Source organism: Methylobacterium sp. 13MFTsu3.1M2, assembly GCF_900112625.1.
Lineage (GTDB): Bacteria > Pseudomonadota > Alphaproteobacteria > Rhizobiales > Beijerinckiaceae > Methylobacterium.
The window spans coordinates 61,732-78,882 of sequence record NZ_FOMM01000030.1 but is presented as its reverse complement, the minus strand read 5'-3'; the positions used below and the strand labels follow the sequence as shown (position 1 = coordinate 78,882).

General features: G+C 69.9%; 19 protein-coding genes. 1 reads left to right on the top strand and 18 read right to left on the bottom strand.

The genetic code is table 11. The annotated features are described in order from the left end of the window. The 18 genes from BM314_RS25515 to BM314_RS25425 form a co-directional block, all read right to left on the bottom strand. A partial coding sequence (locus tag BM314_RS25515) for an FAD-binding oxidoreductase (protein ID WP_244539920.1) occupies positions 1–284 on the bottom strand: 284 nt, incomplete at its 3' end. An 18-nt stretch (positions 285–302) separates the two neighbouring features. Then, a complete protein-coding gene (gene fdxA, locus BM314_RS25510; protein WP_091981094.1) occupies positions 303–641 on the bottom strand; it encodes a ferredoxin FdxA in 339 nt (112 codons plus the stop codon). A 23-nt stretch (positions 642–664) separates the two neighbouring features. Continuing rightward, on the bottom strand, positions 665–1,525 hold the full coding sequence (locus BM314_RS25505) for an ABC transporter ATP-binding protein (RefSeq protein ID WP_091682857.1): 861 nt from the start codon (positions 1,523–1,525) through the stop codon (positions 665–667). A 72-nt stretch (positions 1,526–1,597) separates the two neighbouring features. Further along, entirely contained in the window at positions 1,598–2,488 is an 891-nt protein-coding gene (locus tag BM314_RS25500) for an ABC transporter permease (RefSeq protein WP_091981091.1), read from the bottom strand. A 6-nt stretch (positions 2,489–2,494) separates the two neighbouring features. Further along, positions 2,495–3,919 (bottom strand): ABC transporter substrate-binding protein, encoded by a 1,425-nt coding sequence (locus tag BM314_RS25495; RefSeq protein WP_244540034.1) that lies wholly within the window; start codon positions 3,917–3,919, stop codon positions 2,495–2,497. Between the two features lie 163 nt (positions 3,920–4,082). Next, complete coding sequence (locus tag BM314_RS25490) at positions 4,083–4,859, bottom strand: Crp/Fnr family transcriptional regulator (RefSeq protein WP_091981089.1); 777 nt, start codon at positions 4,857–4,859, stop codon at positions 4,083–4,085. A 165-nt stretch (positions 4,860–5,024) separates the two neighbouring features. Then, positions 5,025–5,990 carry a HEAT repeat domain-containing protein gene (locus BM314_RS25480; RefSeq protein WP_020095797.1) on the bottom strand — a complete coding sequence of 322 codons (966 nt, stop codon included), beginning with the start codon at positions 5,988–5,990 and terminating at the stop codon, positions 5,025–5,027. Positions 5,991–5,998: 8 nt separating this feature from the next. Further along, positions 5,999–6,232 carry a 4Fe-4S dicluster domain-containing protein gene (locus BM314_RS25475; RefSeq protein ID WP_020095796.1) on the bottom strand — a complete coding sequence of 78 codons (234 nt, stop codon included), beginning with the start codon at positions 6,230–6,232 and terminating at the stop codon, positions 5,999–6,001. 26 nt (positions 6,233–6,258) lie between these two features. Then, complete coding sequence (locus tag BM314_RS25470) at positions 6,259–8,010, bottom strand: fumarate reductase/succinate dehydrogenase flavoprotein subunit (protein WP_091981084.1); 1,752 nt, start codon at positions 8,008–8,010, stop codon at positions 6,259–6,261. A gap of 64 nt (positions 8,011–8,074) precedes the next feature. Beyond that, positions 8,075–8,446: a DUF971 domain-containing protein gene (locus tag BM314_RS25465; RefSeq protein ID WP_042673375.1), complete on the bottom strand. Its 372-nt coding sequence runs from the start codon at positions 8,444–8,446 to the stop codon at positions 8,075–8,077. A gap of 175 nt (positions 8,447–8,621) precedes the next feature. Next, the gene (locus BM314_RS25460; RefSeq protein ID WP_091981082.1) at positions 8,622–9,758 is read right to left on the bottom strand and encodes a M48 family metallopeptidase; all 1,137 of its coding nucleotides are present in this window, start codon (positions 9,756–9,758) and stop codon (positions 8,622–8,624) included. A 3-nt stretch (positions 9,759–9,761) separates the two neighbouring features. Beyond that, positions 9,762–11,054 (bottom strand): YjgN family protein, encoded by a 1,293-nt coding sequence (locus tag BM314_RS25455; RefSeq protein WP_091981080.1) that lies wholly within the window; start codon positions 11,052–11,054, stop codon positions 9,762–9,764. Positions 11,055–11,291: 237 nt separating this feature from the next. Then, positions 11,292–12,581 (bottom strand): cystathionine gamma-synthase family protein, encoded by a 1,290-nt coding sequence (locus BM314_RS25450; protein WP_091981077.1) that lies wholly within the window; start codon positions 12,579–12,581, stop codon positions 11,292–11,294. A gap of 154 nt (positions 12,582–12,735) precedes the next feature. Then, positions 12,736–13,056: a DUF6166 domain-containing protein gene (locus tag BM314_RS25445; protein WP_091981075.1), complete on the bottom strand. Its 321-nt coding sequence runs from the start codon at positions 13,054–13,056 to the stop codon at positions 12,736–12,738. Next, positions 13,056–13,271, bottom strand: coding sequence for a hypothetical protein (locus tag BM314_RS25440; RefSeq protein ID WP_020095789.1), 216 nt, complete (start codon positions 13,269–13,271; stop codon positions 13,056–13,058). The genes BM314_RS25445 and BM314_RS25440 overlap by 1 nt, the downstream gene beginning before the upstream one ends. Before the next feature lie 28 nt (positions 13,272–13,299). After that, a complete protein-coding gene (locus BM314_RS25435; RefSeq protein ID WP_020095788.1) occupies positions 13,300–13,689 on the bottom strand; it encodes a hypothetical protein in 390 nt (129 codons plus the stop codon). Positions 13,690–13,739: 50 nt separating this feature from the next. After that, positions 13,740–14,531, bottom strand: a complete 792-nt coding sequence (locus BM314_RS25430; RefSeq protein WP_091981073.1) for a sterol desaturase family protein — start codon at positions 14,529–14,531, stop codon at positions 13,740–13,742. Between the two features lie 140 nt (positions 14,532–14,671). Beyond that, a complete protein-coding gene (locus BM314_RS25425) occupies positions 14,672–16,096 on the bottom strand; it encodes an MFS transporter (RefSeq protein WP_091981071.1) in 1,425 nt (474 codons plus the stop codon). A gap of 163 nt (positions 16,097–16,259) precedes the next feature. Here BM314_RS25425 and BM314_RS25420 point away from each other — a divergent pair, with 163 nt between their 5' ends. Then, positions 16,260–17,048 carry a GntR family transcriptional regulator gene (locus tag BM314_RS25420; RefSeq protein ID WP_091927999.1) on the top strand — a complete coding sequence of 263 codons (789 nt, stop codon included), beginning with the start codon at positions 16,260–16,262 and terminating at the stop codon, positions 17,046–17,048. The last annotated feature ends 103 nt before the right edge of the window (positions 17,049–17,151 follow it).

The window sequence follows — 17,151 nt, the reverse complement described above, 5'->3', positions numbered from 1 at the left end:
GGCTTCTTGCCGACGATGATCGGGTCGCCGACCTTCAGGTGCTGCAGCTTCGAGGTCAGCGGGCCGTCCTGGACCTTGATCGAGAAGAACTCCAGCTCCTCCTCGTAGTTGGCCGAGACCACCGAGTAGGCGCGCAGGAGCGGCCGGCCCTCGACCTCCAGGCCGATCATGGTGAACTCGCCGTTGCGGAACCGGAACGCCGGATCCCGCGTCGTGCGGAACGAGAACAGGTTGTCGGTCCAGTGGTGGACCGACAGAACGCGCTCCTCGTAGAACTTGCTCATCGACGGATCAGTCCTCGCTCAGGCGGACGCCGGGTCGGCAGTGCCGAACAGGTCGAGCAGCTTGCCGCCGCGGCCGTCCCACGCCGCGGCGTCGTCGGCTGGCTTGGTCCTCTCGGTGATGTTGGGCCAGAGATCGGCGTACTTGGCGTTGAAGGTCTTCCAGCCCGCCATCTCCGGTTCGGTGTCGGCCCTGATGGCATCGGCCGGGCATTCGGGCTCGCAGACGCCGCAATCGATGCACTCGTCCGGTTTGATCACCAGCATGGTCTCGCCGACGTAGAAGCAGTCGACCGGGCAGACCTCGACGCAGTCGGTGTACTTGCAGCGGATGCAGTTCTCGGTGACGACATAGGTCATGACTTCGCACCTCGGCGCAGGGGTCAGAGCAGCGCGGGGAGATCCTGGCCCTCGAGATCGATCGCCAGCCCCTTCATCGCCTCGGCGCTGACCTCGCCGCCCATCGCCCGGAGGCTCTCCTCGCGGATCAGCGACATCAGCCCCCGGCGCAGGCCCAGGAACTCGGACGACAGGGTCAGGGCCGGCTGGCGCGGGCGGGGCAGGGGCACCACGATTTCGGCCTTGATGCTCCCGGGTCGGGCGGTCATCACGTAGACGCGGTCGGAGAGGAAGATCGCCTCGTCGATGTCGTGGGTCACGAACAGCACCGAGATCTTCAGGCGCTGCCACATGTTGGTGAGGATCTGCTGCATGATCAGCCGCGTCTGCGCGTCGAGGGCGCCGAACGGCTCGTCGAGCAGCAGGATGCGCGGGCCGGTGGCGAGCGCGCGCACGATGCCGACACGCTGCTTCATCCCGCCGGACAATCGGTCCGGATAGTGGTTCTCGAACGCCGTGAGCCCGGCGAGGCCGAGCAGCGTCCGCGCCTGACGCTCGCGCTCGCTGCGCCGGACGCCCTTCATCTTCAGGCCGAACTCGACGTTCTCGCGCACCGTCTTCCAGGGAAACAGTGAGTATTGCTGGAAGATCATGCCGCGATCCGCGCTCGGTCCCGCGATCGCCTCGCCGTCGACGGTGACCCGCCCGGACGACGGCTTGAGGAAGCCGGCCAGCGCGTTGAGCAGCGTCGACTTCCCGCAGCCCGAGGGCCCGATGATCGACACGAACTCGCCGGGATGGACGGTGAGCGAGGCGTTCGAGACGGCCTCGACGGACCCCTCCATCGTCTCGTAGCGCAGGCAGAAGTCGCTGACCTCGATCAGGCCCCGGCTCGATTCGGCCATGGCAAGCTCCCGATTGGTGACGCGCGTGGAGGACCGGTCCGGCGAGGGCCGCGCCGGGCGGCGGGCGGAGGCCTAGCGGGCCGCGGCCCAGGGCATGACGAGGCGGCCCACGAGACGGATCGCGAAGCTGGAGCCGAGGCCGAGCAGCCCGATCGTGATCATGCCGAGGGCGATGTCCGGGTATTGGACCAGCGAGTAGGCTTCCCAGGTGAAGTAGCCGATGCCGAACTGGCCGGAGATCATCTCGGCGGCGATCAGCGAGACCCAGGCCACGCCCATGCCGACCGTCAGCCCGGTGAAGATCTGCGGCAGCGAGGCCGGCAGGTAGACTTCGCGGAACACCGCCGCCTCGCGGGCGCCGAGGCAGCGTGCGGCCCGCACCAGGACCGGGTCGACCTGGACCATGCCCTGGAGGGTGTTGATCAGGATCGGGAAGAACGAGCCCAGGAAGGTGATGAAGACGATCGAGCCCTCGTTGGTCGGCCAGAGCATGATCGCCATCGGCACCCAGGCGATCGCCGGGATCGGCCGCAGCACCTCGCAGATCGGGAAGGCGATCTCGCGCAGGAGGCGGTAGCGCCCCATGAGGAGCCCGAGCGGCACGGCGACGCCGCCGGCCAGGAGAAATCCGAAGAGGATCCGGCGGCAGGAGATGAGCACGTGGTCGCCGAAGTTCGGGCTGCGCAGGGCGATCGCCGCGCGGTCCACGACGTCCATCGGCGTCGGGATGTTCAGGAACCGCACGTAGAGGGTCACGCGGTTCGCGGTCAGATACTGCCAGAGCGCGACGAACAGGATCAGGGAGGTGAGCCCGATCAGCGCGGCTCGGAACGCGCCGTGATGCAGCCGCAGCCAGCGGCGGACGCGGCCGGTCGCGGGGCGGGTGGACGCGGCCGGCGGCGGGAGGGGCGCCGCCCGCGGCGGGCGCGACTCGGTAGCGGGCCGGAGAGCGACAGCTTCCATGCGGTTCTAGCCTCCCGTCACAGCGGCCTTCAGGGCCTCGTCGTAGGGCATCACCGTGCCGCCGCCCCGCGCCGCGGCCTCGGCGTCCTGCTTCAGCAGGAACGGCGCGATGCCGCCCTTGCCGTCGACGACGTAGAAGGCCTCCCGGGCGAACAGCTTGATGCCGCGGGCCGTGTCGAAGACGTAGGCGACGTCGACGGCCTGCCCCTTGGACTTCATCTCGTTCAGCGCGCCGAGCGTGCAGGCCGCGCTCGCGTAGGGCTGGATCGCCCCGCCCTTCACCCAGATCTCGCCGGCCTTGCGCGGCTCGGTGACGGGCCTCTTGCAGTACGTGTCCTCGCCGCGCACCTCGTAATTGGCGGTGCTCGCGCGCTGCTGCGCGTAGTCCAGGCCGCGCTCGGCGAAGACCTTGCGCAGTGGCCCGTCGTCGACCCACGGACCGACGTCGAACGTCTTGATCCGGTCGAGCCGCTGCAGGACCTTGACGTCCTCGCGGGCGGCCTCGACCAGCTGCGGCTTGATCGTGGGATCGACGGTCATGATCCCGCCGGGCCCGAGGAAGATGTAGACCACCTCCTTGTCGGTGCCGGTCCAGGCCGCGATCTGCTCGGCGGCGCGCTTCGGATCGGCCTTGACCCAGGCGTCGGCGTCGAGGACGGCCTTCAGGTAGGCCTCGACGATCTCGGGGTAGCGGTCGGCGAAGTCGGAGCGCACGACCACGCCGTGCCAGGTCGGGAGGTTGGTCTCGACGCCATCGAACACTTTGCGCGCGAAGCCGCGGAACGGCAGAAGCTCGGCGAAGGGGACGAAATCCGCGTGCGCGTCGATCTTCCGCTCCTGGAGATTGGTCGAGCCGACCTCCGGGCTCTGGCTGACCAGGCGGAAATAGGTGGCCGGGTAGCCCTTGTCCTGCAGCGCCTTCAGGACCATCCCGTGGGCCGCCGACCCGAAGGGCACGCTGACGACCTTGTCTTTCAGATCCTCGAACGAGAAGTATTCGGAAGCCTTGTTGACCACGATCCCGTTGCCGGATCCGTGGAGATTGTAGGCGGCGACCGCGATCAGCCGCGATTGGCTCTCGGGATTGTTCTGGAACGTCGCGCCGTTGACGACGAGCGGGTAATCGCCCATCGCGCCGAACTGCAGCTTCCCGGCCATCATGCCGTTCGTGACCGGCGGCCCGGACGTGAAGTTCTGCCAGTCGAGCTGGATGGTCGTGCCGGCGTACTTGCCGGTCTTGGGCAGGTACTTCTCCAGCAGCTTGAGCTGGCGGATCACCACGCCGACCGTCGCGGTGTTGGTCGTCGTGTCCTGCGTGCCGATGCCGACGGTGAGGGTCTCGGCGCGGGCCGGTGCCCCGATCCCGGCGCCCGCCAGCGCGAGGAGCGCGAGAGCGGAGACCGATCTGAGCCCGGGAAATCGTCCAGTCATCGCCCGCTCCAACATTCCGGCCCGATGTCGCGAAGACATCGACGGCATGATCGGGCGCTGCGGCGCGTCCGATCAAATGCCGAGGACGCCTGCGGGTCGATTAGTTGCGCAAAAAGTCGAGCGGTTCCGGATGTGCTGCGGTTTTGTGCGGGACGCTCGCGTTTTAGGCGCATTCCTCGCCGCCGCGCATCGCCGCCAGGATGTCCGGACGCAGGACGACGATCTGCGTGCGCCGCGTGACGAGGACGCCCTGCTCCGAGAGCCGCTTCAGGCTGATCGTCACCCATTGCCGGGTGGCGCCGACCATGTGGGCGAGGTCGGCGTGCGTGAAGGTCGCCGCGATCACCGTCCCGTCCTCCTCCGCGACGCCGTAGAGGTCGCACAGGTGCAGGAGCAGGTGGGCGAGGCGCTCGGTGATCGAGCGGGTCCCGAGCATCTGGGCCAGGGTCGAGTAGCAGCGGCCCTTGAAGGTCAGGCCGTCGATGACCCCGATCGCGAGGGCCGGGATCTGCGTCACGAGCTGCCGGAGCGCCTTGGCCGGCAGGTGCAGCACGCTGGAATTGCTCGCCGCCATGCCCGACCACTTGTGGAGGCCGGCGCCGAACACGTCGGGACCGCCGACGAAGTTGCCGGGGTACCAGTAGGCCAGCGTGATCTCGCGACCGGACGGCGCGGCGTAGAAGACCCGGATGCGGCCGCTCTCGATGATCCAGATCCCGTCGTTGGGCGTCTCCTGCGTGAACAGGGTCGCGCCGCGGTAGAGCACGCGGCGCCGGCCCTTCTCCAGCACGAGGGTGACCTCGCGCTCGGTCAGCCCGTCGAGGAGAGGGCGCTGCCCGGTTCCGGCCTTGGGCGCGGCCTCGGACAGCAGGAGGGCGCTCGCCTGGGTCTGGAGCCCCGCCGGGGCCTGAGACAGGCGTATCGGCGCCGTGGTCTGCATTGCCGCCTCCAGCATCCTACCTGCCGCGGCGCAGCAAACCCTGTACCAGCTCTAAACTGGCCGCCGGCACCAGCAGCGTCTGGATATCGCGGAGCCGAGCGGACGTGAAGCGGCGCCGCACCCGGAGGATGCGGCGCCGCGACGAGGCCGAGACGGCCGGATCGATCAGGGGCGTCCCTGACAGCGTCCGATCGCCCACTGGATGAGCTTGCGCACGTCGGGATCGGGATCGTTGGCGGCCGCCTCGAGGGCCGAGAGGCCCCGCGGGTCGGCGATCTCGCCGAGGGCTGCGGCCGCCTCCTTGCGCAGGTTGCTGACCTCCGAGGTCAGCGCCCGGCCCAGGATCTCGACGGCCGCCGGCGCCCGGATCCGGCCCAGGGCATTGGCCGCCTTGGTGCGGACCTGCCAGACGGGATCGTCCATCACGGCGATCAGGGGCGCCGTCGCCTCGGGCAGCCGGATCTTGGCGCAGGAGACTGCCGCCTCCTCGCGAACCTGCCAGTGCTCGTCGGACAGGCCGGCGATCAACGTGCCGATGCCCGGACCGCCGGGGCGCAGGAAGACCAGCGCCGCCATCGTGGCGCGCCGGACCGTCGGGTCGGGATCGCCCGCGGTGGCGATCAGCGCCGGCAGCGCTTCCTCGGCCTTGAGGTAACCGATGACGCCGAGACCTTCGCGGCGCACCTCCGGGGACGGACTCTGGAGCGCCTTCAGTGCGGCCGACAGGGCGTCCGGCAGGACGAGCTCGCGCAGGGCCCGCAGGGCGGAGGCCTGCACGAACGGGTCGGTGTGCGCGGCGCGCTCGATCAGGAGCGGCCCGCAGGCCGGCTCCTTCTTCTCGGCCAGGGTATCGGCGGCGGTGCGGCGCACGGCCTCGTCGTCGTCCTCCAGGGACCGCACGAGGCCCTCGACGACGTCCGCGCCGTCGTGCTCGTCCAGCGCCTTGGCCGCCGCGGCGCGGACGGCCGCGTCCGGATCGCCGAGGCCCTTGAGGAGCAGGACCTTCGCCGCGGGGCCGACGGCCTCGGCGAGCTCCATCATCGCGACGCGCCGGACGCCGGCGTCGGCACTCGCGCAGCGCTCGGCCACGTCGTCGAGATCGTCGTCGAAGGAATCGAACACGGGGCTCATGGTCGGCCTCAGCGCAGCAGGTAGGGAATATTGACCTTGACCGCGTTCGTCGGGCAGTCGACCTCGCAGGGCATGCAGTACCAGCACTCGTCGTACTTCATGTAGGCCTTCTGCCGGGTCTCATCGATCGCGAGGATGTCGAGCGGGCAGACGTCGACGCAGACGCGGCAGCCCTTCTCGGCGATGCACTTGGCGTCGTCGATGACGACCGCGGCGCTGCTGGCCTGATTGATGATCGGCATGGATCGCTCTCCGGTACGGGGCGGGATTACTCGGCGGCGGCCGGCGTCTTGATGCGGAGCTGGTGGTAGGCGCCCATCTCCTCGGCGGCGACCGGCACGATGAACGGGTCGACGGCGCGCTTCGCGTGGGCCATCCGGCCCTGGCCGTCCTTGAACAGGACCGTGTGGCAGGCCCACTCGGCGTCGTTCGTCTCGGGATAGTCGACGCGCAGGTGGTAGAAGCCCCAACGGCTCTCGGTGCGGTAGAGCGAGGCCGCCGCCGCCATGTCGGCGCAGTCGAGGATCGTCTGCATCTCGAGCGCCCGGTGCAGCTCGTGCGGGTCGCGGGCGCAGAGCAGGTCGAGGTCCTCGCGGATCTCGGCGAAGCGGCGCTGGCCGAGCTCCATCTTCGCCGTGACCTTCGGCGGCTCGAGATAGTCGTTCACCAAGCGGCGGGTCTTGAACTCCATCTCGTGCGGGGTGAGCCCGTCGACGCGCCGGGTCGGCGCCAGGACCCGTTCGCGCTCGACGGCGATGTCCGCCGGGTCATGGTCGGCGAGGGCGTTGGCCGTGCAGTAGGCGGCGGCGTCGGCCCCGGCGATGCCGCCGTTCACGAAGGCGCCCAGCATGTAGTTGTGCGGCACGCTCGCCATGTCGCCGACCGCGTAGAGGCCGGGGACCGTCGTGCGCGCGAACTCGTCGACGAAGACGCCCGAGGCCGAGTGGCCCGAGCAGAAGCCGATCTCGGAGATGTGCATCTCCACGGGACGCTGGCGGTAATTGGTGCCGCGCCGCTCGTGGAAGCGTCCGCGGGAGGGGCGCTCGTTCGAGTGCAGGATCGTCTCGATCTCGGAGATCGTCTCCTCGCGCAGATGGTCCATCTTGAGGAAGACCGGGCCGTTGCCGCCCTGCAGCTCGCGCCAGAACTCGAGCATCATCTGTCCGGACCAGTAATCGCACTCGATGAAGCGTTCGCCGCGATTGTTGGCCGTGTATCCGCCGAACGGGCCGGTGACGTAGGCGCAGGACGGGCCGTTGTAGTCCTTGATCAGCGGGTTGATCTGGTAGCACTCGAGGTTCGCGAGCTGCGCGCCCGCGTGGTAGGCCATCGCGTAGCCGTCGCCGCAATTCGCCGCGTTCTCGTAGGTCCCGAACAGGTACCCGGAGGCCGGCAGGCCGAGGCGGCCGGCGGCCCCGCAGGCGAGGATCACCGCCTTGGCCTTCACCACCAGGAACTCGGAGGTGCGGGTGTTGACGCCGATCGCTCCGGCGATGCGCCCGTCCGCGCCCTTGAGCAGGCGCGTCGCCATGTACCGGTTCGTCACGCCGACCTGGAGGCGGCGGAGCTGCCGGTAGAGGACCTTCTTGACGTTGTGACCTTCCGGCATCGGCAGCACGTAGGTCCCCATGTGGTGGACCTTGCGCATGTTGTACTCGCCGGAGCCGTCCTTCTCGAATTTGACCCCGAGCTTGTCGAGGTACTGGATCATCGGGAACGACCCCTGCGCGTAGGCCATCACCGCCTTCTGATTGACGATGCCGTCGTTGGCGACGGTGATCTCCTTCACGTACTGCTCGGGGGTGGCGTAGCCCGGCACGATGGCGTTGTTCAGCCCGTCCATGCCCATGCTGATCGCGCCCGAGCGCTTGACGTTGGCCTTCTCCATCAGGACGACCCGGAGCTTCGGATCGGCCTCCTTGGCCTTGATCGCGGCCATCGGGCCGCCGGTGCCGCCGCCGATCACCAGGATGTCGGTCTCGATAATCTCGGTCTTCGTCGCGGATTCGAACGCGTTCATGGCAAGATCTCGCGTCAGGTCAGGGGCGGGGCGTGTGGGATCGCCGGAGGATCGGATCGTGCGGTCAGGCGGCCTGCGCGGCGTCGGGCGGGTCGTCGACGGCCTCGGCCACGAGGGCGCGCAGGTAGGACCAGGGGAAGATCCCGCGGGCGTGGCCGTCGGAGAACGCGATGTGGACGGCGTAGCCGCCCATCGGTTCGACCCGCGCGACCGCGATGTCGGCGGCGGCCTGAGGAAAGCGTCGCTCGACCCGGTCACGGGTGCACCACGCGCAGCGGCAGCGCAGCCGCAGCCGCTCCGCCGACAGCGTCGCGGTCAGCCCGTCGCGCCATTGCAACCGGAGGCCGGTCCCGCCGCGCGCGAGGGTGGCGGCCTCCGGGATCGCCTCGGGATCGAAGGGGGGCGGGTTCGGAACCCCGGTCGCGTGGTGTGCCATCCGCTCCTCCTCTGTGCCGGCGTCACAGAAGCCGAGGGGCGGGCGATCCGACAGCAATTAGTTGCTCAGAATCTCAGTCAGGCCGCCGGCCGTGGCGACACCGGCCGGCTCGGAGACCGGAGCCGGGTCGTCCGCCGCGGCTGCCCGCGGACAGCGACCGCCCGGTGATCCGGACCTACGGCTCGGTCGTCTTCGGCTCGGGCCCGCAGATGCCCCTGAGTGACGTCCAGGCGGCGCCGGACAGGATCTGGCGTTCAGCCGCCCCAGAGCCCGCCTGGGCGCGGATCGCGGCGGCGCGCTCGCGCGTGAAGGGATGGCTGCGCAGCAGGTCCAGCACGTCGCTCTTCCCGTCGTGCTTGTCCTTGGCGATGCGCTCGAGGATGTCGGCGAGCGCCGCGCCGTTGCCGCCCGCGCGGGTCATGAGGTCGACCGCGTAGGCGTCCGCCGCCCGCTCGGCGTCGCGGCTGTAGCCGGCCGAGAGCACCGCGTCGCCCAGCGCGATGATGATGGTCGAACCGGTCAGGTCTCCCAGGACCAAGCTCAACAGGAACGAGGTGCCCGACGCCCGGATGAGGGAGCGGGTCGGATCGCGTCGGCGGACGTGGCCGAGCTCGTGCGCCAGGACCGCCGCGGCCTCGTCGGCCGAGCGCGCCCGCGCGATGAGGCTCGAGAGCACGATCACGCGGGCGCCCGGCAGGGCGAAGGCGTTGGCCGTGCCGTGCCGCCGCACGCTCACGGCCACCTCGGGAGGCAGCGAGCCCTCCGCCCGACCGGCCGCGACGAGGCGGGCCACGAGCGTGTCGAGCGCCGCGCGGCCGGCCGGCTCCGCGCAGGTCGGCGGGTCGCCGAGGAAGCGCAGGACCTGCGGTTCCGCCACCGCCCCGAGCCGCGACTCGGCCGCGTCCGGCACCAGCGGGGCCAGCAGCCCGGCGATCTGCGGGACGCCGAAGACCGCCACGAGCAGGACCGAGAGACCGGCCGCGAGAGACCAGAGCACGAGCCGCACCGTGCCGCCCGAGCGCTCCCGGCGATGGAGGTCCGGGCAGCGCGCCGCGAGCGCGGCGGCGAGCGTCGCGTCCGAGAACTCCACGCGGACCGGCTCGCCGGCCGGACCGATCCGCATCAGCGGCGGCACGGACACGGCGGCGCGCAGGTCGAGCAGGTTCCAGTCCTGGGCGATTCCGGGCCCGGAGACGCGGAAGCGGTCGTCGAGGCGCAGCGCGACGGGATGTGCCCGCGCGCTGACGCCGTCGAAGTAGCGGCCCTCGACCTCGATCGGCGTCGCGTCGATCGCCTCGGAAGCGCGGGTCAAGCGTCAGAAGCCGATCTGGAGCGCGCCTCCGACGTCGAGCGCGTCGGCGAGGCCCTCCTGCAGCCCGCTGCCGGCACCGCGGGACGAGGCGAGGACGGCATCCAGGGCTTCGGGATCCGTCACGCTCGTGCTCGTCGCGACCGCCGCCCACAGGCGGGCCTGCACCACGCGCACGTAGAGCACTGCGAACAGCGGCGCGCCGACCAGGTAGATGAGGACGACGAGCCAGTGGAGCATGCTGAGATCGCCCCCCGCCCGTGCGGCGAAGATCATCAGAGCCGCGACGAGGCCCAGCACGACGAGGAAGCCCAGGAGCGACAACATGTAGACGATGTACGGCCAGTAGAACTGCCGCGCCTTCAGGCTCGAGATGAGGCGGGCGTGACCGAGGCTGGCGGCCCCCATGAACGCCCGCGTCTCGCGGGCGCGGTAGTACGGGAGCAGGAGCAGTGCCGCGGGCACGCAGATGGCGGCCACGAAGCCCATCGCCTGGAGGAGAATGCCGATCTTCGAGGCCGCGTAGGCGGGGTTGAGGATCGTCTGGCCGGCCTTGCCGCCGGGCTTCGGTACCAGGAGGTCCGTGGGCAGCGAGAAATCCGTCGCGAACAGGAGAGCGATGCCGAGCCCGATCAGCGGCCCCAGCCCGATTACGTACAGCAACAGCCAGGGGCCGAGCACGCTGCGTCCCCGCGCCGTCGAGTGCATCCGGCTGGTCCCGACCAGGGTGTGGTCGATGCGGTAGCGTTCCAGGCTCGCCCGCATGAACGGGAAGGCCAGGCCGAAGGTGACGAGCGTGAGCAGCCACCAGCCGCCCGCGCGGGCCGCGTAGGCGAGGCCCGAGCCGTCCTGCCCGAGGCGGATGCCGCGCCAGAGCGTCCGCATCGCGCGGTAGCGGCGCCCGCGGTAGATCGCGAATTGTCCCAGCAGGAACAGGAACACGAAGGAGATCACCACCGAGAATGGGGCGAGCGCGGGCGCGACGAGCGAGAGCGCGAACAGCGCGACGTAGATCGGCACGAGGATCGCGAGCGCGACGAGGAAGCCGAGGAACAGTTCCTTGCCCGTGCCGGTATACTCGGCGGGCGAGCCGTCGAGCGCGGTGCGCTCCCAGAAGAAGCGGCGCAGATTGGTGACGTACCAGAATCTGTAGATGCCGAAGGTCACGATCGAGAGCAGAAAGCCCTTCAGCGCCAGCCAGGTGAGACCTTTCACCCGCGGGTCGAAGGTTACGGCGGCCACGCGCGTGCCCGGAGCGCCGCTCCGCGTGTCGAACTGGGTACCGGTTGCCAAATTCATGGATCCGTCGATCGTCCCGTCGCGTTTCGCGGCCAGACACTAGGAAGGAAGGCCTGCGCTGACCAGTTCCGCGCGGCCGCAATTCTGTCCCGTCCCCGCAATGTCGTGCAGCGACTGTTCGAAATGCGGGGCGTCGTTAACGCGCGGTCTCCGGTTGCCGGACACGCGTTGCCGGGCGATGCGACCGAGCCGCCTCGACGGCGTGCGCACCGCGCCCGGCCGCCGTTGGGCGCGTCCCTAGCCCAGGACCGACAGAGCGGCCGCGAGGTCGGCGACCAGATCGTCCGGGTGCTCGATCCCGATCGACACCCGGATGGTCGCGTCCGTGATCCCGAGCCGGTCGCGCACCGCCTTCGGCACGCCGGAATGGGTCGTGGAGGCCGGGTGGCTGGCGAGCGACTCGGTTCCGCCCAGGCTGACGGCGAGCTTGAACAGCTGGAGGCCGTTGAGAACACGGAACGCCTCGGCCTCGCCGCCGACGATGTCGAACGAGAACGTCGAGCCCGGCGCCGCGCACTGCTTGGCGTAGACCTGTGCCTGCCGCGATCCCGGCTCGAGATGCGCGAGATGGTGGAGCCGCGCCACCTTCGGGTGCGCCGCCAGCATCCCGCCGACGATCTCGCCGTTTCGGTTGGCGGCGCTCATCCGCAGCGACAGGGTCTCGAGCGAGCGCCCGAGCATCCAGCAGGAATGCGGGTCGAGACCGGTCCCGATCGCCGAGCGCAGAAGCCGCACCGGCTTCATCCGCGCCGCCGAGCCGAGGGCGGCGCCGGCGATCAGGTCCGAGTGGCCGCCGACATACTTCGTCAGGGAGTAGACCGAGATGTCGGCGCCCTCGCGCAGCGGGTGCTGGAAGAGGGGCCCGAGCAGGGTGTTGTCACAGACGACGACCGGCGCCTCGCCGCCCTGCCGGGCGCCGATCTCCTCGGCGACCGCCCGGACGAGGCCGAGGTCGACGAGGGTGTTGAGCGGGTTCGAGGGGGTCTCGACCATGACGACGCTGACGCGTCCCGCGCCCGCCGCGCGGTCGGCCGCGGCGCGCACGCTCGCCGGATCGGTGCCGTCGGAGAACCCGAACGGCGCGATGCCGAACCCGGCCAGGGTCTTGGCGATCAGGGTCTCGGTGCCGCCGTACAGGGGTTGCGAGTGCAGGATCGCGTCGCCGGGCCGCGCGAAGGCCAGGATCGTGGTGGCGATCGCCGACATGCCGGAGGAGAAGACCAGCGCGGCCTCGGCCTCCTCGAAGACGGCCAGCCGGTCCTCGACGATCTCGCTGTTCGGGTGATTGAAGCGCGAGTAGACCAACCCCGCCGCCTCGCCGACCGGCGGTTCGCGCCGTCCGGAGACGTAGTCGAAGAAGGCTTTGCCGTGCTCGGCCGAGGTGAACACGAAGGTCGATGTCAGGAAGACCGGCGGCTTCACCGCGCCCTCGGACAGGGCCGGGTCGTAGCCGTAGCCGAGCATCAGCGTCTCGGGACGGAGCGGGCGGTCGCCGAGCGCCTTCCGGTGGTAGCGGTCGTCGGACATGCTGGCCTCGCTCCGACAGGCCCCCAGCCCGGGGCTGGGCAGCCCGGTTGCGCTCTGACTCCGGGATTCCGGACGCGGGAGCATGGCACAGGCAGGGCCGCTACGGAACGTCGCCGCGGTCCCGACGCGCCGCGGCGGAGGGCGGCCTCGGGTCTCAGCCGGACCGCGCCGCGCCGACCGAATCCAGGCGCTCCAGGACGCGGGCGACGTCGGCCGTCGTCATCTTCCACTCGTTCTGGAAGTTGGCCACGACGCCGCGCATGAAGCGCAATTGCAGGCGCTCCGCCTCCGCCGCGTCGCCGAGATGATCCACCAGGATCGCGTAGGCGAGCTGCGAGGGCTCGGGACCCTCGTAGCTCCACTCGAAGCCGTTCCGGGAGTAGCACTTGGCCTCCGCCCGATCCGGCAGCGGCGCCCCGTTCACCGTGACGACGATCCCGTCGATCGTCCGGTCCCCGGCATAGACCTTGTCCATCACCGAGCCTCCCGGATCCGGTGGCGCGGGGTGCGGCCGTCGGAGCGGTTGCGCATCACCTCGGGGAAGATCCAGAGGCTGACCACCATGAACGGGCCGAGGAAGGCCACGGCCCAGCGCGGCCCGGTCTGGCCGAGATGGCCCATGTAGAACCAGCCGGCGAGCGCCGCGAGCGCGACGGCGACCGACAGGCCGAACTTGATCGGAAACGGCATGGGATCCCTCCCGGATCGCGCGTGCGGGTCAGAGGACGAAGACGGTGCCGACCTGCTGCAGCAGGCCGAGGGCGCCGCAGAGGGCGGCGAGCACGATCGCCAGGCCCGCGACGCCGTCGCGCCAGCGCTGGGGCCAGACGTTGAACAGGCCGGGTGCGAACAGGATGGCGAAGCCGCCCACGATCACGAGGCTCGACCAGCGGAGTTCGGCGGCTCCGTAGGCGAGCATCCCGCCGGTCAGCGCCGCGAGCAGGAGGACGTTGGCCGCGATCAGCGCGAGGCCGAGGGGGCGCGCCCTCAGGTCGGGGCGGGTCTCCAGCGGGAACATCCCAGCCAGCACGTAGAAGCCGGTGCAGGCGACCCCGGCGAAGAGGGCGAACCACGCGAGCGCGGCGACGTTCGGTTCGATCATGTCCATGGCGGCGTTCCGGGCTGCTCGTCAGTCTAGGCGGCGGGTCACTTGGCGGGTCACTCGGCGGCCTGCATGGCCCGGGGCTCGGTGGCACCGGGCGTGCGCGCGGTCTTGCGCATGTCGGTCTTCACGTGGCGCGTGTCGTAGCCGTTGAAGAGCGTTCCGATGAGACCGCGGTTCAGGTCCGAGGTGCCGAACAGCCAGTCCATGATCGGGAAGGTCAGGTTCATGTTCCGCTCCATCATGATCGACTGGTCGTGATGGGCCGTGTGGTGCCGCCGGTTCGTGTTGATGAACGGCATGTTGCGGACGAACCAGTTCTCCTCGACGTGGCAGCAGAAGTGCATGAACTCGTAGATCATATAGATGCTGGTCGTCGTGGTGATGAACAACCACCCGACATTGGGCGTGAAGATATTGCCGAGCACGACGGCGCCGGGGATCGACATCAGCGTGAACGTCGCCAGCGCGTAGGGCGGGAAGAACGTCACCCGGTAGTCCCGGTGGTCGGCGAAGCGCATCTCGTGGTCGGTGAAGAACTGGTGATGCTGCAGCGTGTGCCGATTGTAGACGGCCCGCCCGATCGGATTGCTCTGCGGCCGGTGCATCACGTAGCGGTGGAGCCACCACTCGAAGAAATTGCAGAACAGGAACACGACCGGGACCGTCGCGAGCTCGATCCAGCTCGGCGCGTGGATGTTCGAGACGTAGATGTACAGGGCCGTGAGGCCGATCGTGTAGATGATCGCGATGTGCAGGACGCCGTTGTACCAGCCGGCCACGCGCTGGCGGTAATTGGCGCGGTAGTTCCGCTGCCGCTCGCTCATGCGGGTGTTGGCGAGTTCCATGATGCGCCTCCTCGCTGGAATGGGGGTTGACGACGCGCGCCCACCCGAGATCTGTCGGATTAGAGATACCGTTGATATATCAGTTGTCAACCTGACCGGGCGGCGGCGACGGCGCCACCGTCCGGTCGGGGCCGGTCCGGTCAGTGCGAGATGGCTTCCAGGGACTTGCCCTTGGTCTCGATGCCGAGGAGCCCGACGCTCGCGGCGGCGATGACGAACGAGCCGGCGCCCAGGGCGAAGACGCCGCCGTGGCCGAGCACCGGCAGGATCAGGCCGATCGCGAAGGGCCCGATGAGCGAGCCGACGCGGCCGATGGCCGAGGCGCAGCCGGCCCCGGTGGCGCGCGCCCGCGTCGGGTAGAGTTCGGGCGTGTAGGCGTAGAGCACCGACCACATGCCGAACAGGAAGAACTGCATCATCAGCCCGTAGGCGATGAGCCAGCCGAACGACGGCGAGTGACCGTACAGGTAGGCGGCGACGGCGCTGCCCAGGAGCATCAGGACCGCGGTGGGCTTTCGGCCCCAGCGCTCGACGAGGATCGCCGAGGCGATGAAGCCCGGCACGCCCGCGAGCGAGATCAGGATCGTGTAGGTGACCGACTTGGCGACGCTGTAGCCGGCCTCCTGCAGGAGCGCGCCGAGCCAGGTGGTGAGGCCGTAGAAGCCCAGCAGAGCGAAGAACCACGTCAGCCAGATCATCACCGTGCGGCTGGCGTAGCCGGGGCTCCAGAGTTCGAGGAACGAGAAGCGCCGCTCGCCCCGCGCCGGCTCGGGCAGGACGGTCGGCTCCGGAAGCGGACGCCCGTCGAGGCGCAGGGCGACCTGCCGCTCGATCTGCGCCATCACCCGGTCCGCCTCCGCGTGACGGCCGCGGTCGGCGAGCCAGCGGGGCGATTCCGGCACGAGGAAGCGGATCACGAACAGGAACAGCGCCGGCACGGCCTGCGCGAGGAAGACAGCGCGCCAGTCGAAATAGCTGAGCAGCACGTAGCTGAGGCAGCCGGCCGCGATGAAGCCGAGCGGCCAGAACCCTTCCATGATGGCGAGGTAGCGGCCGCGCTTGGCGGTCGGCAGGAACTCCGAGACGATGGCGAGCGCCACCGGGAACTCCATGCCCATGCCGAAGCCGAGCAGCAGGCGGGCATAGCCCAGCATCGTCGCGTCCGGGGCGTAGGCGCACCAGAGGCTGCCGAGCCCCCAGAACACCATGCTGATCTGGAAGACCACCTTCCGCCCGAACCGGTCGGCGAGCATGCCCGACAGGGCCGCGCCCGCGAACATGCCGATGAAGCTCATGCTCGAGAGCAGTCCCGCCTGGGCGGTCGTCAGGCCGAACTCGGTCTTGATCGACCCGAGGAGGAAGGTGAGCGAGCCGAGATCGATCGAATCGAAGAACCACGCCGTGGCGATGATGAGGAAGATGTTGCGCTGGAAGGCGGTCATCGGCAGCCGCTCGAGGCGCGCCGCGATCAGCGCGCCCGACCCGACCGCGGCGCGAGCGGTGGCGTCCGCGGTCGCCCGATCCGGCAGCACGTCGCCGGCGGAAATCGCTACAGGCCCTGCCATGGCTCAACCTCCCTCGCAGTTATATGCGGCGAGTCGTCATGCAGGATATTACTAAGATGCGCAAGATATATCAGACGTATGCCCTTGCGCGGTGCGCGGGCCCGCCCCATGCACGCGGATGGCGGCGTGGTGTGCGGGCCCGGCCGTGGCGGGGGTGTCGTCCATGAACTTCGTGACCGGGAAGACGACGTCCGTCCGCGCCGCCGAGCCGGGCCGCAAGCGAGCGCGGAAGGCCGTGAAAGGGGCGTCCCAGGAGGTGTCCCAGGAGGCCGCCCAGGAGGCACCCCATGCGGCGGGCGGCAACGACGATCTTCCCGACCTGACGCTGACCGACCGGGCCTACCAGCAGCTGGAAGAGATGATCACGACCCTGGTGCTCCCGCCCGGCCTCGTGCTCGGCGAGCAGAACCTGGTCCAACGGCTCGGGATCGGGCGGACCCCGATCCGGGAAGCCCTTCAGCGCCTCGCGCGCGACGGGCTCGTCGTGGTCATGCCGCGGCGCGGCATCCTGGTGTCGGACATCAACGTGCGCTCGCAGCTGCGGCTCCTGGAGACGCGGCGCGTCCTGGAGCGCCTGATCGCCCGCCTCGCCGCGGAGCGATCCACCCGCGAGGAGCGCGAGGTCTTCGCGGGGCTCGCGCAGGACATGCGCGACGCGGCCGCGGCGTCGGACGATCTGGCATTCATGCGCCTCGACCGGCAGTTCAACGAGCTGATCGCGACGGCCTCGCGCAACGAGTTCGCCGTGCGCTCGCTGGAGAGCATGGCGGGCCTGTCGCGGCGGTTCTGGTACCAGCACTACAAGCAGGCGGCCGATCTGCCGCTGACCGCCAACCTCCACGCGGACGTCTGCGAGGCGGTCGCGCGTCGCGACGTCGAGGCTGCCGGCGCCGCGTCGGACAGGCTCGTCGACTACATCGAGAGCTTCGCCCGCAAGACGTTGGATCTCTGAGGTCGCGCGACGGGACCCGTGTCGGGCGGTCGGCGCGGCGGTCAGTCAGGGGAGGGGCGGGCGGCGGCCGGCGATCCGGTCCCGGCCGCCCCTCTGTCGTGAC